This window comes from Paenibacillus sp. NEAU-GSW1 (genome assembly GCF_009737085.1).
GTDB lineage: Bacteria > Bacillota > Bacilli > Paenibacillales > Paenibacillaceae > Pristimantibacillus.
The window spans coordinates 144,984-160,209 of sequence record NZ_WOVL01000010.1 but is presented as its reverse complement, the minus strand read 5'-3'; the positions used below and the strand labels follow the sequence as shown (position 1 = coordinate 160,209).

Below are 15,226 nucleotides of genomic sequence, written 5' to 3'. Positions count from 1 at the left end.
CGGGTGTCAGCGCCATTTCGATTTTTACATGCGGCCGATTTGCATCTCGACAGCCCGTTTCGCGGCATGAGCAAAGCGCCGGAGCAGCTAAGGGAGCAGCTGATGGCTTCTGCCTTCGGCGCGCTGCGCGCTTTGACGGATACGGCGATACGCGAGCGGGTCGATTTTGTCGTCATAGCAGGCGATTTGTATGACGGCGCAGATCGTTCGCTGCGGGCGCAGCTGCTGCTTGCGAAGGAATGGGAACGGCTTCATGAGCACGGCATCGCCGTCTTCGTCATACACGGCAACCACGATCCGTTGAACGGTTCCCGCGCTGATCTGCTGCTGCCGTCTAATGTGACCGTATTTGGCGCTGACCGAATGGAATGCCGGCCGGCTTACTGCAGAAGCGGTGAGCTGGCCGCTTTTGTTTACGGCGTGTCGTACGGGACGCGGCATGTAACGGAAAACTTGGCTGCCGGCTATTCAATTCAGGAGACGGGGCCGTTTCATATCGCGATGCTTCATGGCAACGTTAACGGCGACAGCTCGCATGACCCATACGCGCCATGCACGCTGGATGAATTAGTCGGCGGCAAAGGGTTCGATTATTGGGCGCTTGGCCATATCCACACGAAGCAGGTGCTGCATCAATATCCTCATGTTGTGTACCCAGGAAACATTCAAGGACGCAATCCGCGCGAGCAGGGCGAGAGAGGCTGTTACGTCGTAGACGTATCTGCTTCGCGCGCCGTGCAGTTAACGTTTGTTGCGCTGGATAACATTCGCTGGCTGGAAACGGAAGTGCCGATTGACGGCATTCGCACGGTGCAGGAGCTGCTTTATCAGCTGGAGGATGCGGCTTTGCGGTTGTCTTTAGCCGGTGAGGGACGGTCGGTTATGGCGAGGCTGCAAATAACGGGCCGCGGACCGCTTCACAGCCGATTGGCAGATACGATCGTTGTCAAGACGCTGCTGGAGCAAATGCAGGAGAGCGGGCAACAGCCTTCCGGCGGCGTCTGGACTTGGATTTACTCGCTTGAGATCAACACTGCCGCGGAGCTTCATATATCCGAGCTGCAGCAAGAGGACAGCTTTGCAGGCGAGCTGGCGAGGCTGGCTGCCAACCTGGCGAGCAGCCGCGACGCATGGAGCGCCTATGCGAGGGAATCGGTGGAGCCGATTGCCGGACATCCGAAGCTGGGACGGTTGCTGCGCCATACGTGGGACGAGCTGCCGGAGCGATGGCTCAAGCAGGCTAGAGAGCTGACGCTGGGGCTGCTGGCCGGCGACGGTGACGGCGAAGGGAGGAAGGAAGCGTGAGACTGCTCGAGGTGCAGATTGACGGATACGGTCAGCTTCATCGGTTTCACTGCCGGCTGGATGGAGAAACAGCGGTATTTTACGGTTTGAATGAAGCGGGAAAAAGCACGCTGTTCAGCTTTATCCGAACGATGCTGTACGGCTTTTCGCGGCGCGGCAATGACGCGGAGCGGCAAGAGCCGGTTCATGGAGGCAAGCATGGCGGACAATTGAAGTTCGAAGATGCCCTTGGCGATATGTATCAAATCGAGCGCTATGCTTCCATTCAAGGAGGAAAGCCGCTGCTTCGTCCTTTGCGCATCTCGGGCGCGGAGCCGCTAGTTGCGGAAAGCTGGCTTACGCAGGAGGAATGGGAACGCCGGTTTTTGAACGGCGTCGGAGAAAAGCTGTTTCGCCAGCTGTACGCCGTTACGCTGACTGAGCTTCAACAGGTCGGCGCGCTTGCGGGCGACGAGCTTGGCCGTTATTTATACGACGCCGGGCTTGAAGGCGGCAAGGCAATTGCTAACGCCGAGAAAAAGCTGCAGCAGGAGCTTGATCTGCTGTTCAAGCCAAGAGGGACGACACAGCTGATCAATAAACAGTTGAAGGCGCTGGAGCATACGGAGGCGGAGCTGCGAAGGCAGACCGATACGATCGACGGCTATAACGCGATGAAACGTTCGCTTGATCAACTTGAGCGGGAGCTTGAGCGAATCGAATGCGAGCTGCCGCTTCGGCATGCGAAGGCGCAAATGCTGGCCAAGGCAGTCGCTGTTCGTCCGCAATGGCTGCGACGGCTTGAACTGGAACGCGAACGCGAGGGACTGGCAATGGCGGAACGCATTTCGGCGGAAGCGGAGCAGCAGTGGCGAGAGCTGGAGCGGGAGCGCGGCGATGCGGCGAGCGAGCTCGAACGAGAACGGCGGCAGCAAGAGCTGGAGCAGCTTCAGCGGGAGAGTCTCGATTATGACGAGGCGCTTATCGCCCGCTCGGAGGAGGCGGAAGCTTTGCTGCTGGAAAGCGAGCGAACTTCGATGCTCCATGCGGATCGCGTGGAGCTCGCTTCCGAGCTGCGAAGCGATGATGAAGCGATCGGCCGTTTGCTGGGCCGAATTGCCCCCGAATGGACGGAGGAGCAGCTGCGGCGGTCCAGCTTCCCGATCGCGGACCGTGAGCATGCGCGAGGCGTACGGCTGATTGAAGCGGAAGCCGCAAGGTTGGCGGAGCGTCTGGCCGCTGAGATTAGCCATGCGGAAGCGCAAGAGCGGGACGCGGTTCGCATGCTGGAAGAAATCGAAGCGCAGGCCAATGAATCGGAGGAGCATCGGCGTTCGCATGCGTTAAGCTTTGTGCCCCGTACGAGCGAGGCGCTGCAAACGGCGTGGCTGCAATTCGAGTCGGCGATGCGGGAATGGGAGCTGGAGCGTCTTCGCGCTTCGGCATCGGCAGATGCCGGCGGCGAAGGCGCGCCGCGAGGAAGTGCGGGGCTGCTGTGGGCTGCCGTTGCCGCGGCAGGCGGTGCAGCTTTTGTGCTTGCCGCTATTGGAGCGCTAGCAGGCGGCGATGGAAGCGCCGGGCTGATCGGCGCGGCGGCCGGGCTTGGCGCGCTTGCTGCGGCGCTCGCTGCAAGCGCCTGGCGGAGCGGCCGGGCTGGCGGCCGCCGGGCCAAAGCCGCCGTTTCGCGGGGGAGCGCGGCACGAGGGGGCGGCGGCAAGGCGAGCCTCAGCATGCTGCGCCAACGCGAGCAGCGAGTGAACGAGGCGCTGGCGCAGCTGGTTGAAGCGCCGGCGGAAGCGGCCGCAGCGCTGTTTGCTTCGCCGCGCGGCGAAGCTGCGCCGGAGCTGGCGCTGGCGGCGCAGCAGGCGCGTGAGCGGCTGCACGCGGCCGTGCTCGAGCGGCGCGAAGCGCTGCAGCGCCGCGAGCGGCTGCATGCCGGCCGGCAGGAGCAGCAGCGCCGGCTTCAGCGGCTTAGCGACGCAGCCGCCGAACGCCGCGCGGCAGCCCAGGCTGCGGCTGAGCGGCGCAGCGCGGCCGCACTGGCATGGCGCGCCTGGCTTGCCGAGCGCGATCTGTCGACGGCGATGTCGCCGGATGCGGCGCTCGAAGCGTTCGAGCTCGCCGAGCAAGCGCTGCAGCGGCTCCAGCAGCGCGATCGCCGAGCGGCGAGGCACGCCGCCGCAGGGCGGCAGCTCGCCGCCTTCGAGGCGCAGGCGGCGCAGCTTTGCGCCGCCGTGCCCGAGGCGGCGAAGCATAGCGCGCCGCTGTCGCTGCGGCTGCTGCAGGCGGAGCTGCGCCGGCAAGCGGCGGCGCAGCAAGAAGCGGCGCGCCTCGATGCGCGGCTTGCCGAGCGCGGGCTGGCGATTCGCGGCGCTGAAGCGCGAATCGGCGCAGCAGCCGAGGCCGGGCTTGAGCTGGCCCGGCAGGCAGGCATGGCGTCCGCGCCGGCGTTCGCCGCAGCGCTGGACTGCCGCGCAAGGTTGATGACAGTTGACGCCGAGCTGAATCGCATCGAGATCGAACTGACGGCTGGCTTGTCCTCGCAGCGGCAGGAGGAGTTGGAGAAATGGCTGGCGGGCCATGATGAAGCCGAGCTGGAGGCGCTGCTTAAGCAATGCCTACAGGAAGCGGAATCGGCGGAGCGGATGAAAGCCGAGCAATTAGAGGCAAGAGGAAGGCTGCGTCAGCAGCTGGAGCATTTGCTGCAAGAGGATGAGGGAAGAAGGCTGATTGCCGACAAGGAGATGGCTCTGGCGCAGTTGGAACAGGATGCGGACCGTTACGCGGTGCTGTCAGTCAGCCTGTCCCTCATTCGCGCAACCAAAAAAATTTATGAGGAAGAACGGCAGCCGGAGGTGCTTCGGCTGGCAAGCGGATATGTGCAGGAGCTTACGGGCGGCCGTTACACACGCGTGCTGACGAAACCGGGAGATGCGTCGATCTGGCTCGTCGATTATGAGCAGCGGCAAGTGGAGAGCGGCATGCTGAGCCGGGGAACAGCCGAGCAGGTGTATCTGTCGATGAGGCTGGCGCTTGCCGAAGAAGCGTCGCGCAATACGGGTCTGCCGCTTATGCTGGACGATCTGTTCGTCAACTTCGATAAGCCGAGGCTTCAAGCTGCGGCAAGACTAATGGGGCGGTTATCTTCAAGCCGACAGCTGCTGCTGTTCACTTGTCACGATCATGTTCGCGACTTGCTGCGGCAGCAGCTGACCCAAGCGAAATCCATTGCGATGAGCGGTACGTTAAACGCTGTTTTGCGCCATTCGCTTGCGGATGATCAAATAGAGCCAACCGAGGCTGATGAGTCCGAACAGCGGATATAACGTCGACAACAGCGGACCGAAGCCGATTTGGCTGGCGACAAAGCAGAAAGCCAGAATGAGCAAGGTCAATGCGGAGCGCGACCATTTCAGCCGCTCTTGCAGCTGCAGCGTTAATCCGTAAATATCGGCAATCAGCGTCGTGAAAATTTCGGCGAAAATAAGAAATACATAAATAAGCTGAACGGTATGCCCAAGCTGCCTCGCGATGCCGCCCATCGGAATCGCAAACTGTTGAACGCCGGGCATATGAACCGATAAGGCAATATGGCCGGCCAGCAGCATAAAGCCGATGCCGATGCCGCCGACCCAGGAACCGAGCACGATCGTTTTGCGATCACGGATTTCGGCTCCGAGCGGCACGAGCACCGCCTGTGACATGGACAGATTAAATGCGGTATACAGAAAAGGCGACGCCCATGCGGCAAGCGCCGAGTAGTCGCTTTTAAGCGAGATGAACCGTCCGGCTCCCGGCGTGTTGAACGTGTCGATCATTACGACGACGGTGAATAGCAGCATAAGCGGCACGACGATCGCGTTTACCATCAGTATCGCGTTCATCCCTTTGCGAAGCAGAAAATAGCTGGCGGCAATAGTAATTAGCAAGCCGGCTTGATACGAAATATTCCAATTTTCATAAAAAATCGTACCCGCGCCCGCAAGCATGACGGCTGTTACGCCAAGCAACACGAGCAGCATAAAGTGGCTGATCCATCGGCCGTATTTTTCGCCGAACAGCGCCTTATTCAAATCCTCGTACGACTTTGCCTGAATGTCGCTTGAGATGAGCATCATCTTGCTCCCAAGCCAAATAAACATCGCGGTTGCGAGGGCGATCGTCAAGCTGCCCCAGTAGCCAAAACGGGTGAAAAACTGCAAAATTTCTTGCCCGGTCGCAAAACCCGCGCCAACGATCGTGCCCATATAGGTTGAAGCGATTTGCAGCACCTTGCCGGTACGTTTCATCATGTGAACGTCCTCCGTTCGTTAACCTTCTCTTTAAAAAAGGTATGCCTGCGCGAGGACGAGCATGACTGCTTGTTTAAATCTCTACTTTCAATTCTGTAAAGGCGGTCAACTGACAAGATGGCAATGATAGTTTCTATCCTCGTTTTTACTGGCGCTCTGGCGCTTATATTGTGGAAACCGAAAGGTTTGCACGAGGCATTTACTGCGCTCGCAGGGGCGGCGGTCTTATTCGCGCTGCAGCTTCTTAAGCCCGAAGACGCCGGATATATTTGGGGCTTCGTGTGGAACGCGACATTTTCACTCATCGGCATCATGGTGTTCACGTCGCTGCTCGACGGAATTGGCTTTTTCCGCTGGGCGGCGCTTCATATCGTGCGACGATACCGAAACAGACAAGTGCTGCTGTTCGCCTTGCTGTCATTAATGACGGCATGTATTACGGTTTTCTTCAATAATGACGGAGCGATACTCATCATGGTGCCGATCGTGCTGGAGACGACGGGGCTGCTCCGGCTTTCGCGCGGCGGGAGGCTCGCTTTTTTGCTGGGCGTCGGTTTTATGGCGGATACGGCGAGCGCGCCGCTGATGATGAGCAATTTGACCAATATTTTGACCGCCGACTTTTTTGGCATCGCGTTTGGCGAATATGCAGCGAGTATGATCGTTCCGGGAATTGCCGCGATTGCGGCGACCATACTCGTGTTAACCGGCTTTTTCCGCCAGCGGATTATGCGTGAGGAGAATAGCGGAGAAGAGGCGATTTTGCTGCCGGAACCGGCTGCCGCCATCGTTGATAAGGGACTGTTCCGTTTGGCTTGGGCTGTCATTGCGCTAATGCTTTCGGGCTATATGCTTTCCGAGGCATTAGGCCTCCCGGCTTCGGCGATTGCGCTCGGCGGGGCGGCGTTGCAATGGGCCGCGTCCGCGGCAAAAGGGCGCGCACCGTTTCGGCAAACGGTGATGCGCGCCCCATGGCTTATTATCGTATTCGCTTTAGCGATGAACTTGATCGTGTACAGCTTGCACGTGCACGGTGCTGCTTCATGGTTCCCGGCATTAATCGCATCGGCTGCGAATAAAGACGACTTGATTGGCGTCATCGGATCGGGCCTCATATTCTCGCTGCTCTCCTCGGTCGTGAACAATTTGCCGGCCGTTCTCATATCCTCGCTGGCGATTGCGCAAGTGAACGGTCCCGATTACTTGCCCTATGCGAGCCTTATCGGCACTTCAGTTGGCGCGAAGCTGACGCCAATCGGCTCGCTGGCTACGCTCCTTTGGATGCAGCTTGTACGGCAGGGCGGCGTTTCTGTATCGTGGCGGGAGTATACGAAATACGGTTTGCTGTTCACCTTTCCGATACTGCTTTGCAGTCTGGCGGCGCTTTATCTTCTGCGTTAAAGCAGTGCCGCAAATCGCCCGGATCATTACTCTTCCGAGTGTGCGATCAGCTTTATCGAGACGATTTTGCTTTTCTCTGGATCCAAGTCGAACTTAAGCAGCGTGCCTTTGCCTAGATAAGTAAGAATATAGCTGTTCTGCGTTTGCGGCTTGCCGAGCGCCTGAACGGCTTTCTCGCTTTTATCGCCGACGCGGATGCCGCTAATGCCCGTGGATACAGCGCCGTCATACACTTCAACATATTGAATCGTATTTTTCTCATTGATGCCGACGGCAAATCCTTTATATTCATAAACCTCGATTGATTCTTTCTCATCCTCAAGCTTATAGCGGTCGATGTAGTCGCCGAATTGCTCGGTCACTTTAGACCGGAGATCGCCAACGGCAAGTCCGAGGATGAGCGGTTTGGAAGAATTCCACTGCGGTTCGCTCGTTTTCGGTTTATCTGTATCCTTGGTTTTGCCGCCATCCGAAAGCACGTTGGATTCGGCGCTGGTGCCGCCCTGATAGCCGGGCGAGAACGTTTCTGCATTCGGTTCGGTCGTTTCACCGTCGCCGCTTGGCTTATAATTTTTTTGCGGAGAGTCGCCCGTCAAAAGCGAAGTGTTGGCTGTATCGGTTTGCTTCTCGTTCAATAATGAGGTTTCATTCCCGTTGTGGATGACATTGCTCTGACAGCTCGTCGCTATAAGAGCCAGCGCTAAAGCAGCCGCTAGTTTTACTTTGTTATGTACGTTTGTTCTTCGTCTGCTCATTGGCTCCAGCTCTCCCTGGGCAAGGGTCGACCTTGCTTTTATCTATGTAATAGTAGACGTTCATAATTGGAAAAAGTTTCTGTTTTCATTATCATCGGAAGAAAATGTTTTTTTGTTTAACAATCGTACAATTCAGAACGCAAAACGAGCGATTGTTGCTGAAAACGCGGTTGCGCTAGCATGCTAACGTATGGTACGTTATCGAAAAGGGATTTATGGGTGGAAGGAATGAATGCGATGGATATTTTAAAAGAGCGAATTTTACAACAAGCGTCGGTGCTTTCGAATGATGTGCTGAGGCTCGATTCTCTAATCAACCACCAAGTCGATCCGGCTTTGACAATGGAGATGGGTCATGAGTTCGCGAAACGTTTCGCGGGCGAGGAAATTACAAAAGTGCTGACAATTGAGTCTTCCGGCATTCCGGCCGCTTTTGCCGCTGCGTATGTGCTTGGCGTTCCGCTAGTGTTTGCGCGCCGGAAAAAGACGCTTATAGCCGATCCTGAAGCTTATTGCGAGCGGGTGCCTTCCTTCACTAAGGGGATGGTAACCGATATTATGGTGTCCAAGGAATACTTAACGACGAACGATAAAGTGCTGTTTATCGACGACATTATTGCCAACGGCGATGCTGCTAGAGGGCTGGTAAAAATTATCGAACGTTCGGGCGCAACGCTTGTCGGCCTTGGCCTTGTCGTCGAGAAGACGTTCCAAGCGGGCGGAAGAACGTTGAGAGAGCAAGGGGTTCGCGTCGAGCCGCTGGTCAAAATCTCGTCGCTTGCGGACGGCAAGATTGTATTCGAATAGTAAAGTTCCAGCATATATGCACTTTTCGGGTACAGAAATATAGCATATAATAGATCGTAAGTGACCGGGAGGAGGCATAAACGATGGGAAACTTATCGGCTGAATTTATGAATGTGAAATTGAACGATGCGAAGGTTCACTTCGAACGCGCACTCGACTGCAAGCATACGGAATTTGATGATTTGTATCCTTATATGATTGAGCATCCGCAATTTTTCTGGTATAAGCGTTACGTCGCATGGTCGGAATTGCTCACGATTGTAAAGCTGAGCGAAGAACTCGAAATGGAATGGCGCGATCAGTTCTCGGAGCGTCAAGCGGATTATATCTCAAAGCGGGTAATGTCTTCCAAAGTGCTGGATGAATGGTTCGAGAAAGAGCCTCACGATTCGAAAGAGCATGTAGGGGAAGCTTAAGCAGCTGCATACTCATTTATGATTAAAATAGCGGAAAAACCTCAACGGGCTTTTAGCAGACTGTTGAGGTTTTTTTGCAAATATAGCAAACTATAATTTTCATTTGAATAATGAAATGTGACGCGGAGGTTTACATAAATGATATCCGAGGAACAATTAGACCATTACAGAGTAAGCGGGGAAAAGGTTCGCGTTGTCCGCGACGAGATGGAAGCGAATGACGTGATCGGCATCGTTGTCGCATGGGATGATGAGACTGTTGTGCTACGAAAAGCGAACAAGCGCGTATTAAAGCTTAGCCGCAGCTATCGCTTCGAACCGGCTGCAGGTGAGAGAGGTTCGGTTTTATAGCCCTGAAAGGAGCGGATGGATTGTGAAATGTGACTCCGTACCCGCCCCAGCAGCCATATCAGCAACAAGTCCCCAAACATAACGCTATGGCTTCGGATACGGCCATAAAGACTAATACGGGTCTTATAAGGACAACAAGCATGGTTATCCGCATCATAAGAAAAAGAAAACGGTGCTCGACGTGTTCGGCGATCTTTTCGAATAACAAAAAGGACTTCAGCAGGCGGCTAATCCGTCAACTGAAGTCCTTTTTCATAATGCCAATGAACTTATCCTTTCGAAGAGCCTGCTGTCAGTCCCTCTACGAGGTAGCGTTGCAGGAACAAGAACAACATCGTAACCGGAACGGCTACGAGCACGGCGCCAGCCGCGAACATCGTAAATTCCGTTGAGTTGCGCTGGCTCACCATCCGGTACAGGCCGACTGCGAGCGTTCGTTTTTCCTCGGTGCGCAAAATAAGATCGGCGAAAATAAAGTCAATAAAAGCGCCGTTAAAAATCATCAAGCTCGCATATGTCAGCATTGGCGTCGATAACGGCACGATCATGGATGCAAATACTTGCCAGTGGCTTGCCCCGTCGATTCTCGCAGCGTCCTCCAGACTGCGCGGAATCGTATCGAAGAAGCCTTTGGCTACGAATACGTTGGAAATGACAGCCCCGCTGCTGTACACAAGGATAAGCGCCCAGTGCGAGTCGAGCAGTCCAACGGCATTCAAAATGACGAAAATCGCAATCATCGCCATAAAGCCCGGAAACATTTGAAGGACGAGCATTGCTTTAAGTGTCAGCTTTCTGCCGACGAACCGAAAACGAGAAATCGCATAGGAAGCGATGAGGAGCAGGAACGTTCCAAGAACGGTCGAGCCGACCGCAACCTTAAGCGTATTCAAAAACCAGGTTGGATACATTGTTTTTGTAAATAAATCGCGGTAATGCTCCAATGTGATTTGTTTCGGAATGAATGATTCGCTGTACAGGCTGTTGCCGGTTTTAAGCGACGACATCACGATCCAAAGCGCCGGAAAAAGGCTGAAAAAGACGAGCGCGGAAAGAATAACATAGCTTGCGCCAAGCTTCCACCTCGTTGATGCGTTGTTCATACGATCATATCCTCCTCTTTGTACGAGCGCGTTCGCGTATAGCTCCAGATGGAGATCGATGCGACGATTACGAAAATGAGGATGCCGATGACAGAGGCGAAGCTGAATTGCGACTGATTGAGCGCCAGCTTATAGAGCCAGGTTACGAGCAGGTCCGTATGGCCGGCAAATTGATAATTGATGTTTACCGGCTCGCCATTTGTCAGCAAGTAAATGACGTTGAAATTGTTGATGTTGCCGGCAAATTGCATGATCAGAATCGGAGCGGTAGCGAACAGCACAAAAGGTATGGTAATATGCCGGAACTTTTGCATAGAGCTCGCTCCGTCCGCATCAGCCGCTTCATAGAGATCGCGCGGAATCGTCGTCAATACGCCGAATGCCAAAATCATTGTGATCGGGATGCCGATCCACATATTGACCAGCACGACCGTAACTTTGGCCCAGAACGGATCTGTCAGCCATGGCAGCCCTTCGATGCCGAAAAATCGCAAATAGGCGTTGACAGGTCCGAATTGATTGTTGAACATGTTGCGCATAACGAGCAGCGATACCATGTTCGGAATGGCAAATGGAACAATTAAAGCTGTGCGCCAAAACTTCTTGAAACGCAGCCCTTTCTGATGAATAAGCGATGCGACCAAAATTCCGCCGACATACGTTGTAATCGTGGCGATAATCGCCCAAATAATCGTCCATTTTAAAATACCGGTAAACGTATTGCCCCAAACGCTCATTTTAAACATGTCTATAAAATTGTCGAAGGCTACCCAGTTGAGAAGATGGGCAGGCGGCAATATCGGATCTGCATAATCGGTAAAAGCGATAAGAACCGAAAATATTAACGGCAGCACCGTAAGCAGCATAATGCTAATAAACGGCAGCAACAGCACGATATAAGCAAAATGATTGTGGCCGGCCGACCGAAGCGATTGCGCGAAATTGTGCGGCTGCTTTCCTTGTTCTCTTGCCTTCCCTACTGTATAGGCATCTCGGATGCCAAGCAGGTAAAAGCTGAACAGCAGGAGGGAGGCGAAGGCGGCGGCCAAGCCTTTGACCATCATAAAGATGGAATGGTCGCCTTCTACAAGGCGCGTCATTTTGCCTACTTTAACGAAGCCGCCCGGCTGGTCGCCAAGCGTAATAAGCCCCTTTACAAAATCGAAAAGCTCAAATATAAAAACATAAATGCTGCCTATTCCGATAATCAGAAAAATAATACCTTTCAACCATTGCCGGTTGTACAGCTGCCCCAGGCCCGCAAAGAGTGCGGACAAAATGGCGCCAGTCGCTCTTGTTGACATGGAGGCCATCCTCTTTTCTATGCGTGTTGTTGAGCCGCGCGCAAAATCTGCGCGCGGCTCAAAATTGATTACCTCGATTTAATGCCGTCTTCGATCGATTTGACCATAGTGTCTAGCGTTGTCTTAATGTCGAGGCTTGGATCGTCCCACAAGGAGATAAACGTTGCTTTCAAACCTTCCCAAGCGAGATCGACGCCAGGAACGGAGGACATCGGAACCGAGTTGCTGAATTGTTTGAAGAAGCCGCTAGTAATCGGGTCGTCCTTGATCAGCGGATCTTCGCCGGCTTCAATGTTGGCTGGAATCGCGCCGGTCATTTTATAGTTGAGCAATTGGTTTTCTTTGCTGCTTGCGAAATTAGCAAACAGGCGCGCAGCTTCCGGATAGCTCGTATAGGAGTTGACATAGTACGATTTCACGCCGGAGAAAGTAATCGCATCGTTGCCGTTAGGGAACTTAGGCAGCGGAGCTACGCCGAAATTGACTTTATCTTTGAATGCGGCAACCGACCAAGGGCCGTCGATGTTCAGCGCCAGCTTGCCTTCTTGGAACAGCTGCGTTTTGACGTCGTACGTAATATCGCCCGCGTTCATTGGCAAAATCGGTTTTAACGAGCGGAGGAATTCCATGCCTTTTACGACATCGCCTTTGTTCAAGCCGATATCTTGGCCGTTCGTATTGTTGTCGCCGAACATGTAGCCGCCGTAACTGCCAATGAACGGATAGGAGTAATAGCCGACGAATTCCCACATGATCGCATATTTCTTTTGCGCAGGATCAGTGTAGGTGCTGCCGAATTTAACAACTTCGTCCCAAGTGGTTGGAGGCTCTGGGAAAATATCCTTGTTGTAGAACATCGCATACGTTTCAACCGATTTCGGGTAGCCGTAAAGCACGCCGTCGTAGGAGGAGGCAATGACGGACGTTTCAACGGAATTCTTTTTCGTTTCTTCCTCGAACACGTCGTTTGGCAGCAGCAAGCCTGCTTTAACTGCCAGGCCGATCTGGTCATGCGGCAGCGTCAAAACGTCGGCTGCTGTTTTGGAAGGGCCGTCCGTCGCGAGTCGTCCGCCTTGATCGCCGCCCGCAACCGTTTCCACTTTAACCGGAACGCCGTACTTAGCTTCGAACTCTTTGCCGACTTGCTCCATGTACGCAACTTGCTCCTGCGCTTCCCATACAACCAGCTTTGCTCCAGCCTCAGGCTTAAGCTCTTCTGTAGCCTCTTGACCTGCAGCGGAGTTGCCTTCTGTTTGCGTGTTGCCCGCATTTGTCGCTTCCGGGCTGTTGTTGCCGCCGCCGCCGCAAGCAGCCAGCGAGAACATAAGCGTCAGGCTCGCCAGCATCATTACCCATTTGTTCTTTCTCACGAAAAAAACCACCCTTCTTCTATTTTTGTTGCCGGTCCATTACAGCCGCTGAAAAATGTGGGGACAACAAAAAGAGGCACAACCTCGCCGCCACTAAAAAGTGCCGAGGTTGTACCCCTAAAGGTAACATAGCCTTCATATTGTTGTTCGTTATTTACATGATTCAGCTTCGTAACGCCCTTATTATATGCCGCCCATAAAAGCGCTTGCAAATGGATTCTATCGTCAAAAACGGCCGTTTTGACTATAAAACGCTTTGATATCTGCTGTTTATTTGTTATTTGTGGATATTTCTTTCATTTTTGATCGTTTTCCACGCTTGAAACCGAAAAAAAAGGAAGCTGCTTAAGCAGCTTCCTTGCGTTTGTAAGTATGGTGCGGTCGAGAGGACTCGAACCTCCACGGCTGTTACACCACTAGAACCTGAATCTAGCGCGTCTGCCAATTCCGCCACGACCGCATGACAATATGTCTTGTCAACAAAAAGTATGATATCATTTTTAATAAAGTGAAGTCAAGTTAAAATTGGGACAAGGGAGATGTTGTTTGCAATGGAGCTGTTGAAACGAAAAATTGAAGCCGAAGGCATCGCCCTGAACGATCGCGTTCTAAAAGTCGATTCTTTTCTAAATCATCAAATTGATCCGCAGCTCATGCTGGCGATTGGCGAAGCATTCGCATCTCAATTCGCGGAAAGCGGCATTACGAAGGTGCTGACGATTGAATCTTCAGGCATCGCACCGGCTGTCATGACGGCGATGAAGCTGGATGTCCGCTTGTTGTTCGCGCGCAAACGCAAATCGTTGACCTTAAAGGACGACTTGTACACGGAAAAAATTTATTCCTTTACGAAGCAAGAGGAGAGCGAAGTTTCGGTATCCAGAAAGCATCTGTCGGCTGACGACCGCATTCTAATCGTCGATGATTTTCTTGCCAATGGCGATGCGGCAATTGGCCTCGCGCGCATTGCCGAACAAGCGGGAGCGAAGGTCGAAGGCATTGGGATTGTCATCGAAAAGGCGTTTCAGCCGGGAAGGCAGAAGCTGCTTGAGCTTGGCTACCGGGTTGAGTCTTTAGCCCGAATCGCATCTCTTGCCGAAAATAAAATTGCGTTCGTCGATTGACAAAGGGCTTGGCATGTACCTATAATCGTTACATGTAAAAGGCGCAGTTATTGCAAGGAGGGATGAGGAATGACCAGCAACCGGTTTGCCGTAGCTGTTCACATCTTGTCTTTGATTGAGCTTTCCAAGGGGTTGCGCGTGACCTCAGAATATATTGCCGGCAGCGTCAATACGAACGCGGTCGTTATTCGTCGGCTTATGGGCATGCTTAACAAAGCGGGCCTGCTGTTGACGACTCCCGGCGTCGCCGGGGCAACACTTGCGCGTCCCGCGTCGCAAATTACGATGCTGGACATCTACCGTGCTGTACAGTCGGAAGGCCAAGAGGATTTGTTCGCCATTCATGAGAAGCCGAATCCGGCTTGTTCCGTCGGGAAACATATTCAGCAATCGCTGGAAACGGTATTTTCGGAGGCGCAGCTTGCGCTTGAAGCCAAGCTTGCTTCACAGACATTGGAGCAGGTGACGACCGATTTGGCCAGCCGAATGTGAGCAAACGCAAAGAAGACGGCGTTGGATGCCGTCTTCTTTTTTATTAGCTAATATTTAACTAACTTTTCCCCTACAAATCCTGAGATAATCGAATCATATCTCTGCACGGTATACCGTTCTCATAAATGGCTTCAGCGTAATGTCTAATGAAAAAATCAAAATCTATGCCAACAATTCTAAAACCGCATTTTTGGTAAAGGGCTAATTGCCCCATGCCTGAGTTTCCTGTACCCACTTCTATGGTCTTGTAGCCATTCGACCTAGCCGTTTCGATAGCATGTGAGACTAATTGCTTCCCAATTCCTTGGCCATGCATTTCCTCTGTTACCGCTACGTTAACCAGTTCAACTGTTTCAGGTCTTGTAGGCAACAGAACATAAACGCCAACGATTTGATGATCCATTTCAGTTACGAAACATTCGCCTCTTTGGATGTAATCCTCAACCAGCTTTTGAGAAGGATCAGCCAACAGCAAAAGATTCATAGGGTATTCCTCATCGAATCTTTTTTTTCTAATATTCATAGGC

General features: G+C 53.4%; 14 protein-coding genes and 1 tRNA gene. 8 read left to right on the top strand and 7 right to left on the bottom strand.

The genetic code is table 11. From position 1 onward, the window contains the following. Nucleotides 1-3 precede the first annotated feature (3 nt). Complete coding sequence (locus GOM71_RS10055; protein WP_367649539.1) at nt 4-1,305, top strand: metallophosphoesterase family protein; 1,302 nt, start codon at nt 4-6, stop codon at nt 1,303-1,305. Continuing rightward, nucleotides 1,302-4,610, top strand: coding sequence for an AAA family ATPase (locus tag GOM71_RS10050; RefSeq protein ID WP_156280503.1), 3,309 nt, complete (start codon nt 1,302-1,304; stop codon nt 4,608-4,610). Before GOM71_RS10055 ends, GOM71_RS10050 begins: the two co-directional genes overlap by 4 nt. Here GOM71_RS10050 and GOM71_RS10045 read toward each other — a convergent pair. Further along, the gene (locus GOM71_RS10045; protein WP_156280501.1) at nt 4,530-5,576 is read right to left on the bottom strand and encodes a YkvI family membrane protein; all 1,047 of its coding nucleotides are present in this window, start codon (nt 5,574-5,576) and stop codon (nt 4,530-4,532) included. The genes GOM71_RS10050 and GOM71_RS10045 overlap by 81 nt on opposite strands. A gap of 117 nt (nt 5,577-5,693) precedes the next feature. On the opposite strand from GOM71_RS10045, the gene GOM71_RS10040 reads away from it, so the two are divergent. Continuing rightward, nucleotides 5,694-6,977 (top strand): ArsB/NhaD family transporter, encoded by a 1,284-nt coding sequence (locus GOM71_RS10040; protein WP_156280499.1) that lies wholly within the window; start codon nt 5,694-5,696, stop codon nt 6,975-6,977. A gap of 26 nt (nt 6,978-7,003) precedes the next feature. On the opposite strand, the gene GOM71_RS10035 is transcribed toward GOM71_RS10040, so the two are convergent. Next, a complete protein-coding gene (locus tag GOM71_RS10035; protein ID WP_156280497.1) occupies nt 7,004-7,732 on the bottom strand; it encodes a hypothetical protein in 729 nt (242 codons plus the stop codon). Between the two features lie 237 nt (nt 7,733-7,969). Between GOM71_RS10035 and GOM71_RS10030 the strand changes: the two genes are divergently transcribed. From GOM71_RS10030 to GOM71_RS10020, 3 genes are all read left to right on the top strand, one after another. Continuing rightward, the gene (locus tag GOM71_RS10030; RefSeq protein ID WP_156280495.1) at nt 7,970-8,539 is read left to right on the top strand and encodes a xanthine phosphoribosyltransferase; all 570 of its coding nucleotides are present in this window, start codon (nt 7,970-7,972) and stop codon (nt 8,537-8,539) included. 83 nt (nt 8,540-8,622) lie between these two features. After that, complete coding sequence (locus GOM71_RS10025) at nt 8,623-8,955, top strand: hypothetical protein (RefSeq protein ID WP_156280493.1); 333 nt, start codon at nt 8,623-8,625, stop codon at nt 8,953-8,955. 138 nt (nt 8,956-9,093) lie between these two features. Beyond that, the gene (locus GOM71_RS10020) at nt 9,094-9,306 is read left to right on the top strand and encodes a hypothetical protein (RefSeq protein WP_156280491.1); all 213 of its coding nucleotides are present in this window, start codon (nt 9,094-9,096) and stop codon (nt 9,304-9,306) included. 269 nt (nt 9,307-9,575) lie between these two features. Here GOM71_RS10020 and GOM71_RS10015 read toward each other — a convergent pair whose 3' ends face one another. The 4 genes from GOM71_RS10015 to GOM71_RS10000 form a co-directional block, all read right to left on the bottom strand. Beyond that, on the bottom strand, nt 9,576-10,409 hold the full coding sequence (locus tag GOM71_RS10015) for a sugar ABC transporter permease (protein WP_156280489.1): 834 nt from the start codon (nt 10,407-10,409) through the stop codon (nt 9,576-9,578). Then, nucleotides 10,406-11,713, bottom strand: a complete 1,308-nt coding sequence (locus tag GOM71_RS10010) for a carbohydrate ABC transporter permease (RefSeq protein WP_156280487.1) — start codon at nt 11,711-11,713, stop codon at nt 10,406-10,408. Before GOM71_RS10010 ends, GOM71_RS10015 begins: the two co-directional genes overlap by 4 nt. 68 nt (nt 11,714-11,781) lie before the next feature. After that, complete coding sequence (locus tag GOM71_RS10005; protein ID WP_367649538.1) at nt 11,782-13,083, bottom strand: sugar ABC transporter substrate-binding protein; 1,302 nt, start codon at nt 13,081-13,083, stop codon at nt 11,782-11,784. Nucleotides 13,084-13,456: 373 nt separating this feature from the next. Continuing rightward, nucleotides 13,457-13,543, bottom strand: a tRNA-Leu gene (locus GOM71_RS10000). 91 nt (nt 13,544-13,634) lie between these two features. On the opposite strand from GOM71_RS10000, the gene GOM71_RS09995 reads away from it, so the two are divergent. Continuing rightward, nucleotides 13,635-14,207, top strand: a complete 573-nt coding sequence (locus GOM71_RS09995; protein ID WP_156280485.1) for a xanthine phosphoribosyltransferase — start codon at nt 13,635-13,637, stop codon at nt 14,205-14,207. A 69-nt stretch (nt 14,208-14,276) separates the two neighbouring features. Next, nucleotides 14,277-14,699 carry an Rrf2 family transcriptional regulator gene (locus tag GOM71_RS09990; protein ID WP_156280483.1) on the top strand — a complete coding sequence of 141 codons (423 nt, stop codon included), beginning with the start codon at nt 14,277-14,279 and terminating at the stop codon, nt 14,697-14,699. A gap of 70 nt (nt 14,700-14,769) precedes the next feature. Here the strand turns inward: GOM71_RS09990 and GOM71_RS09985 are convergent, their stop codons facing one another. After that, the gene (locus GOM71_RS09985; protein ID WP_156280480.1) at nt 14,770-15,222 is read right to left on the bottom strand and encodes a GNAT family N-acetyltransferase; all 453 of its coding nucleotides are present in this window, start codon (nt 15,220-15,222) and stop codon (nt 14,770-14,772) included. Nucleotides 15,223-15,226 lie beyond the last annotated feature (4 nt).

What these genes read in the sequence shown, in the direction of transcription:
- GOM71_RS09990 (WP_156280483.1), top strand. Translation starts at nt 14,277, where the DNA reads ATGACCAGCAACCGGTTTGCCGTAGCTGTTCACATCTTGTCTTTGATT.
- GOM71_RS10025 (WP_156280493.1), top strand. Translation starts at nt 8,623, where the DNA reads ATGGGAAACTTATCGGCTGAATTTATGAATGTGAAATTGAACGATGCG.
- GOM71_RS10035 (WP_156280497.1), bottom strand. Translation starts at nt 7,732, where the DNA reads ATGAGCAGACGAAGAACAAACGTACATAACAAAGTAAAACTAGCGGCT.
- GOM71_RS10045 (WP_156280501.1), bottom strand. Translation starts at nt 5,576, where the DNA reads ATGATGAAACGTACCGGCAAGGTGCTGCAAATCGCTTCAACCTATATG.
- GOM71_RS09995 (WP_156280485.1), top strand. Translation starts at nt 13,635, where the DNA reads ATGGAGCTGTTGAAACGAAAAATTGAAGCCGAAGGCATCGCCCTGAAC.
- GOM71_RS10010 (WP_156280487.1), bottom strand. Translation starts at nt 11,713, where the DNA reads ATGTCAACAAGAGCGACTGGCGCCATTTTGTCCGCACTCTTTGCGGGC.
- GOM71_RS09985 (WP_156280480.1), bottom strand. Translation starts at nt 15,222, where the DNA reads ATGAATATTAGAAAAAAAAGATTCGATGAGGAATACCCTATGAATCTT.
- GOM71_RS10020 (WP_156280491.1), top strand. Translation starts at nt 9,094, where the DNA reads ATGATATCCGAGGAACAATTAGACCATTACAGAGTAAGCGGGGAAAAG.
- GOM71_RS10040 (WP_156280499.1), top strand. Translation starts at nt 5,694, where the DNA reads ATGGCAATGATAGTTTCTATCCTCGTTTTTACTGGCGCTCTGGCGCTT.
- GOM71_RS10015 (WP_156280489.1), bottom strand. Translation starts at nt 10,409, where the DNA reads ATGAACAACGCATCAACGAGGTGGAAGCTTGGCGCAAGCTATGTTATT.
- GOM71_RS10030 (WP_156280495.1), top strand. Translation starts at nt 7,970, where the DNA reads ATGGATATTTTAAAAGAGCGAATTTTACAACAAGCGTCGGTGCTTTCG.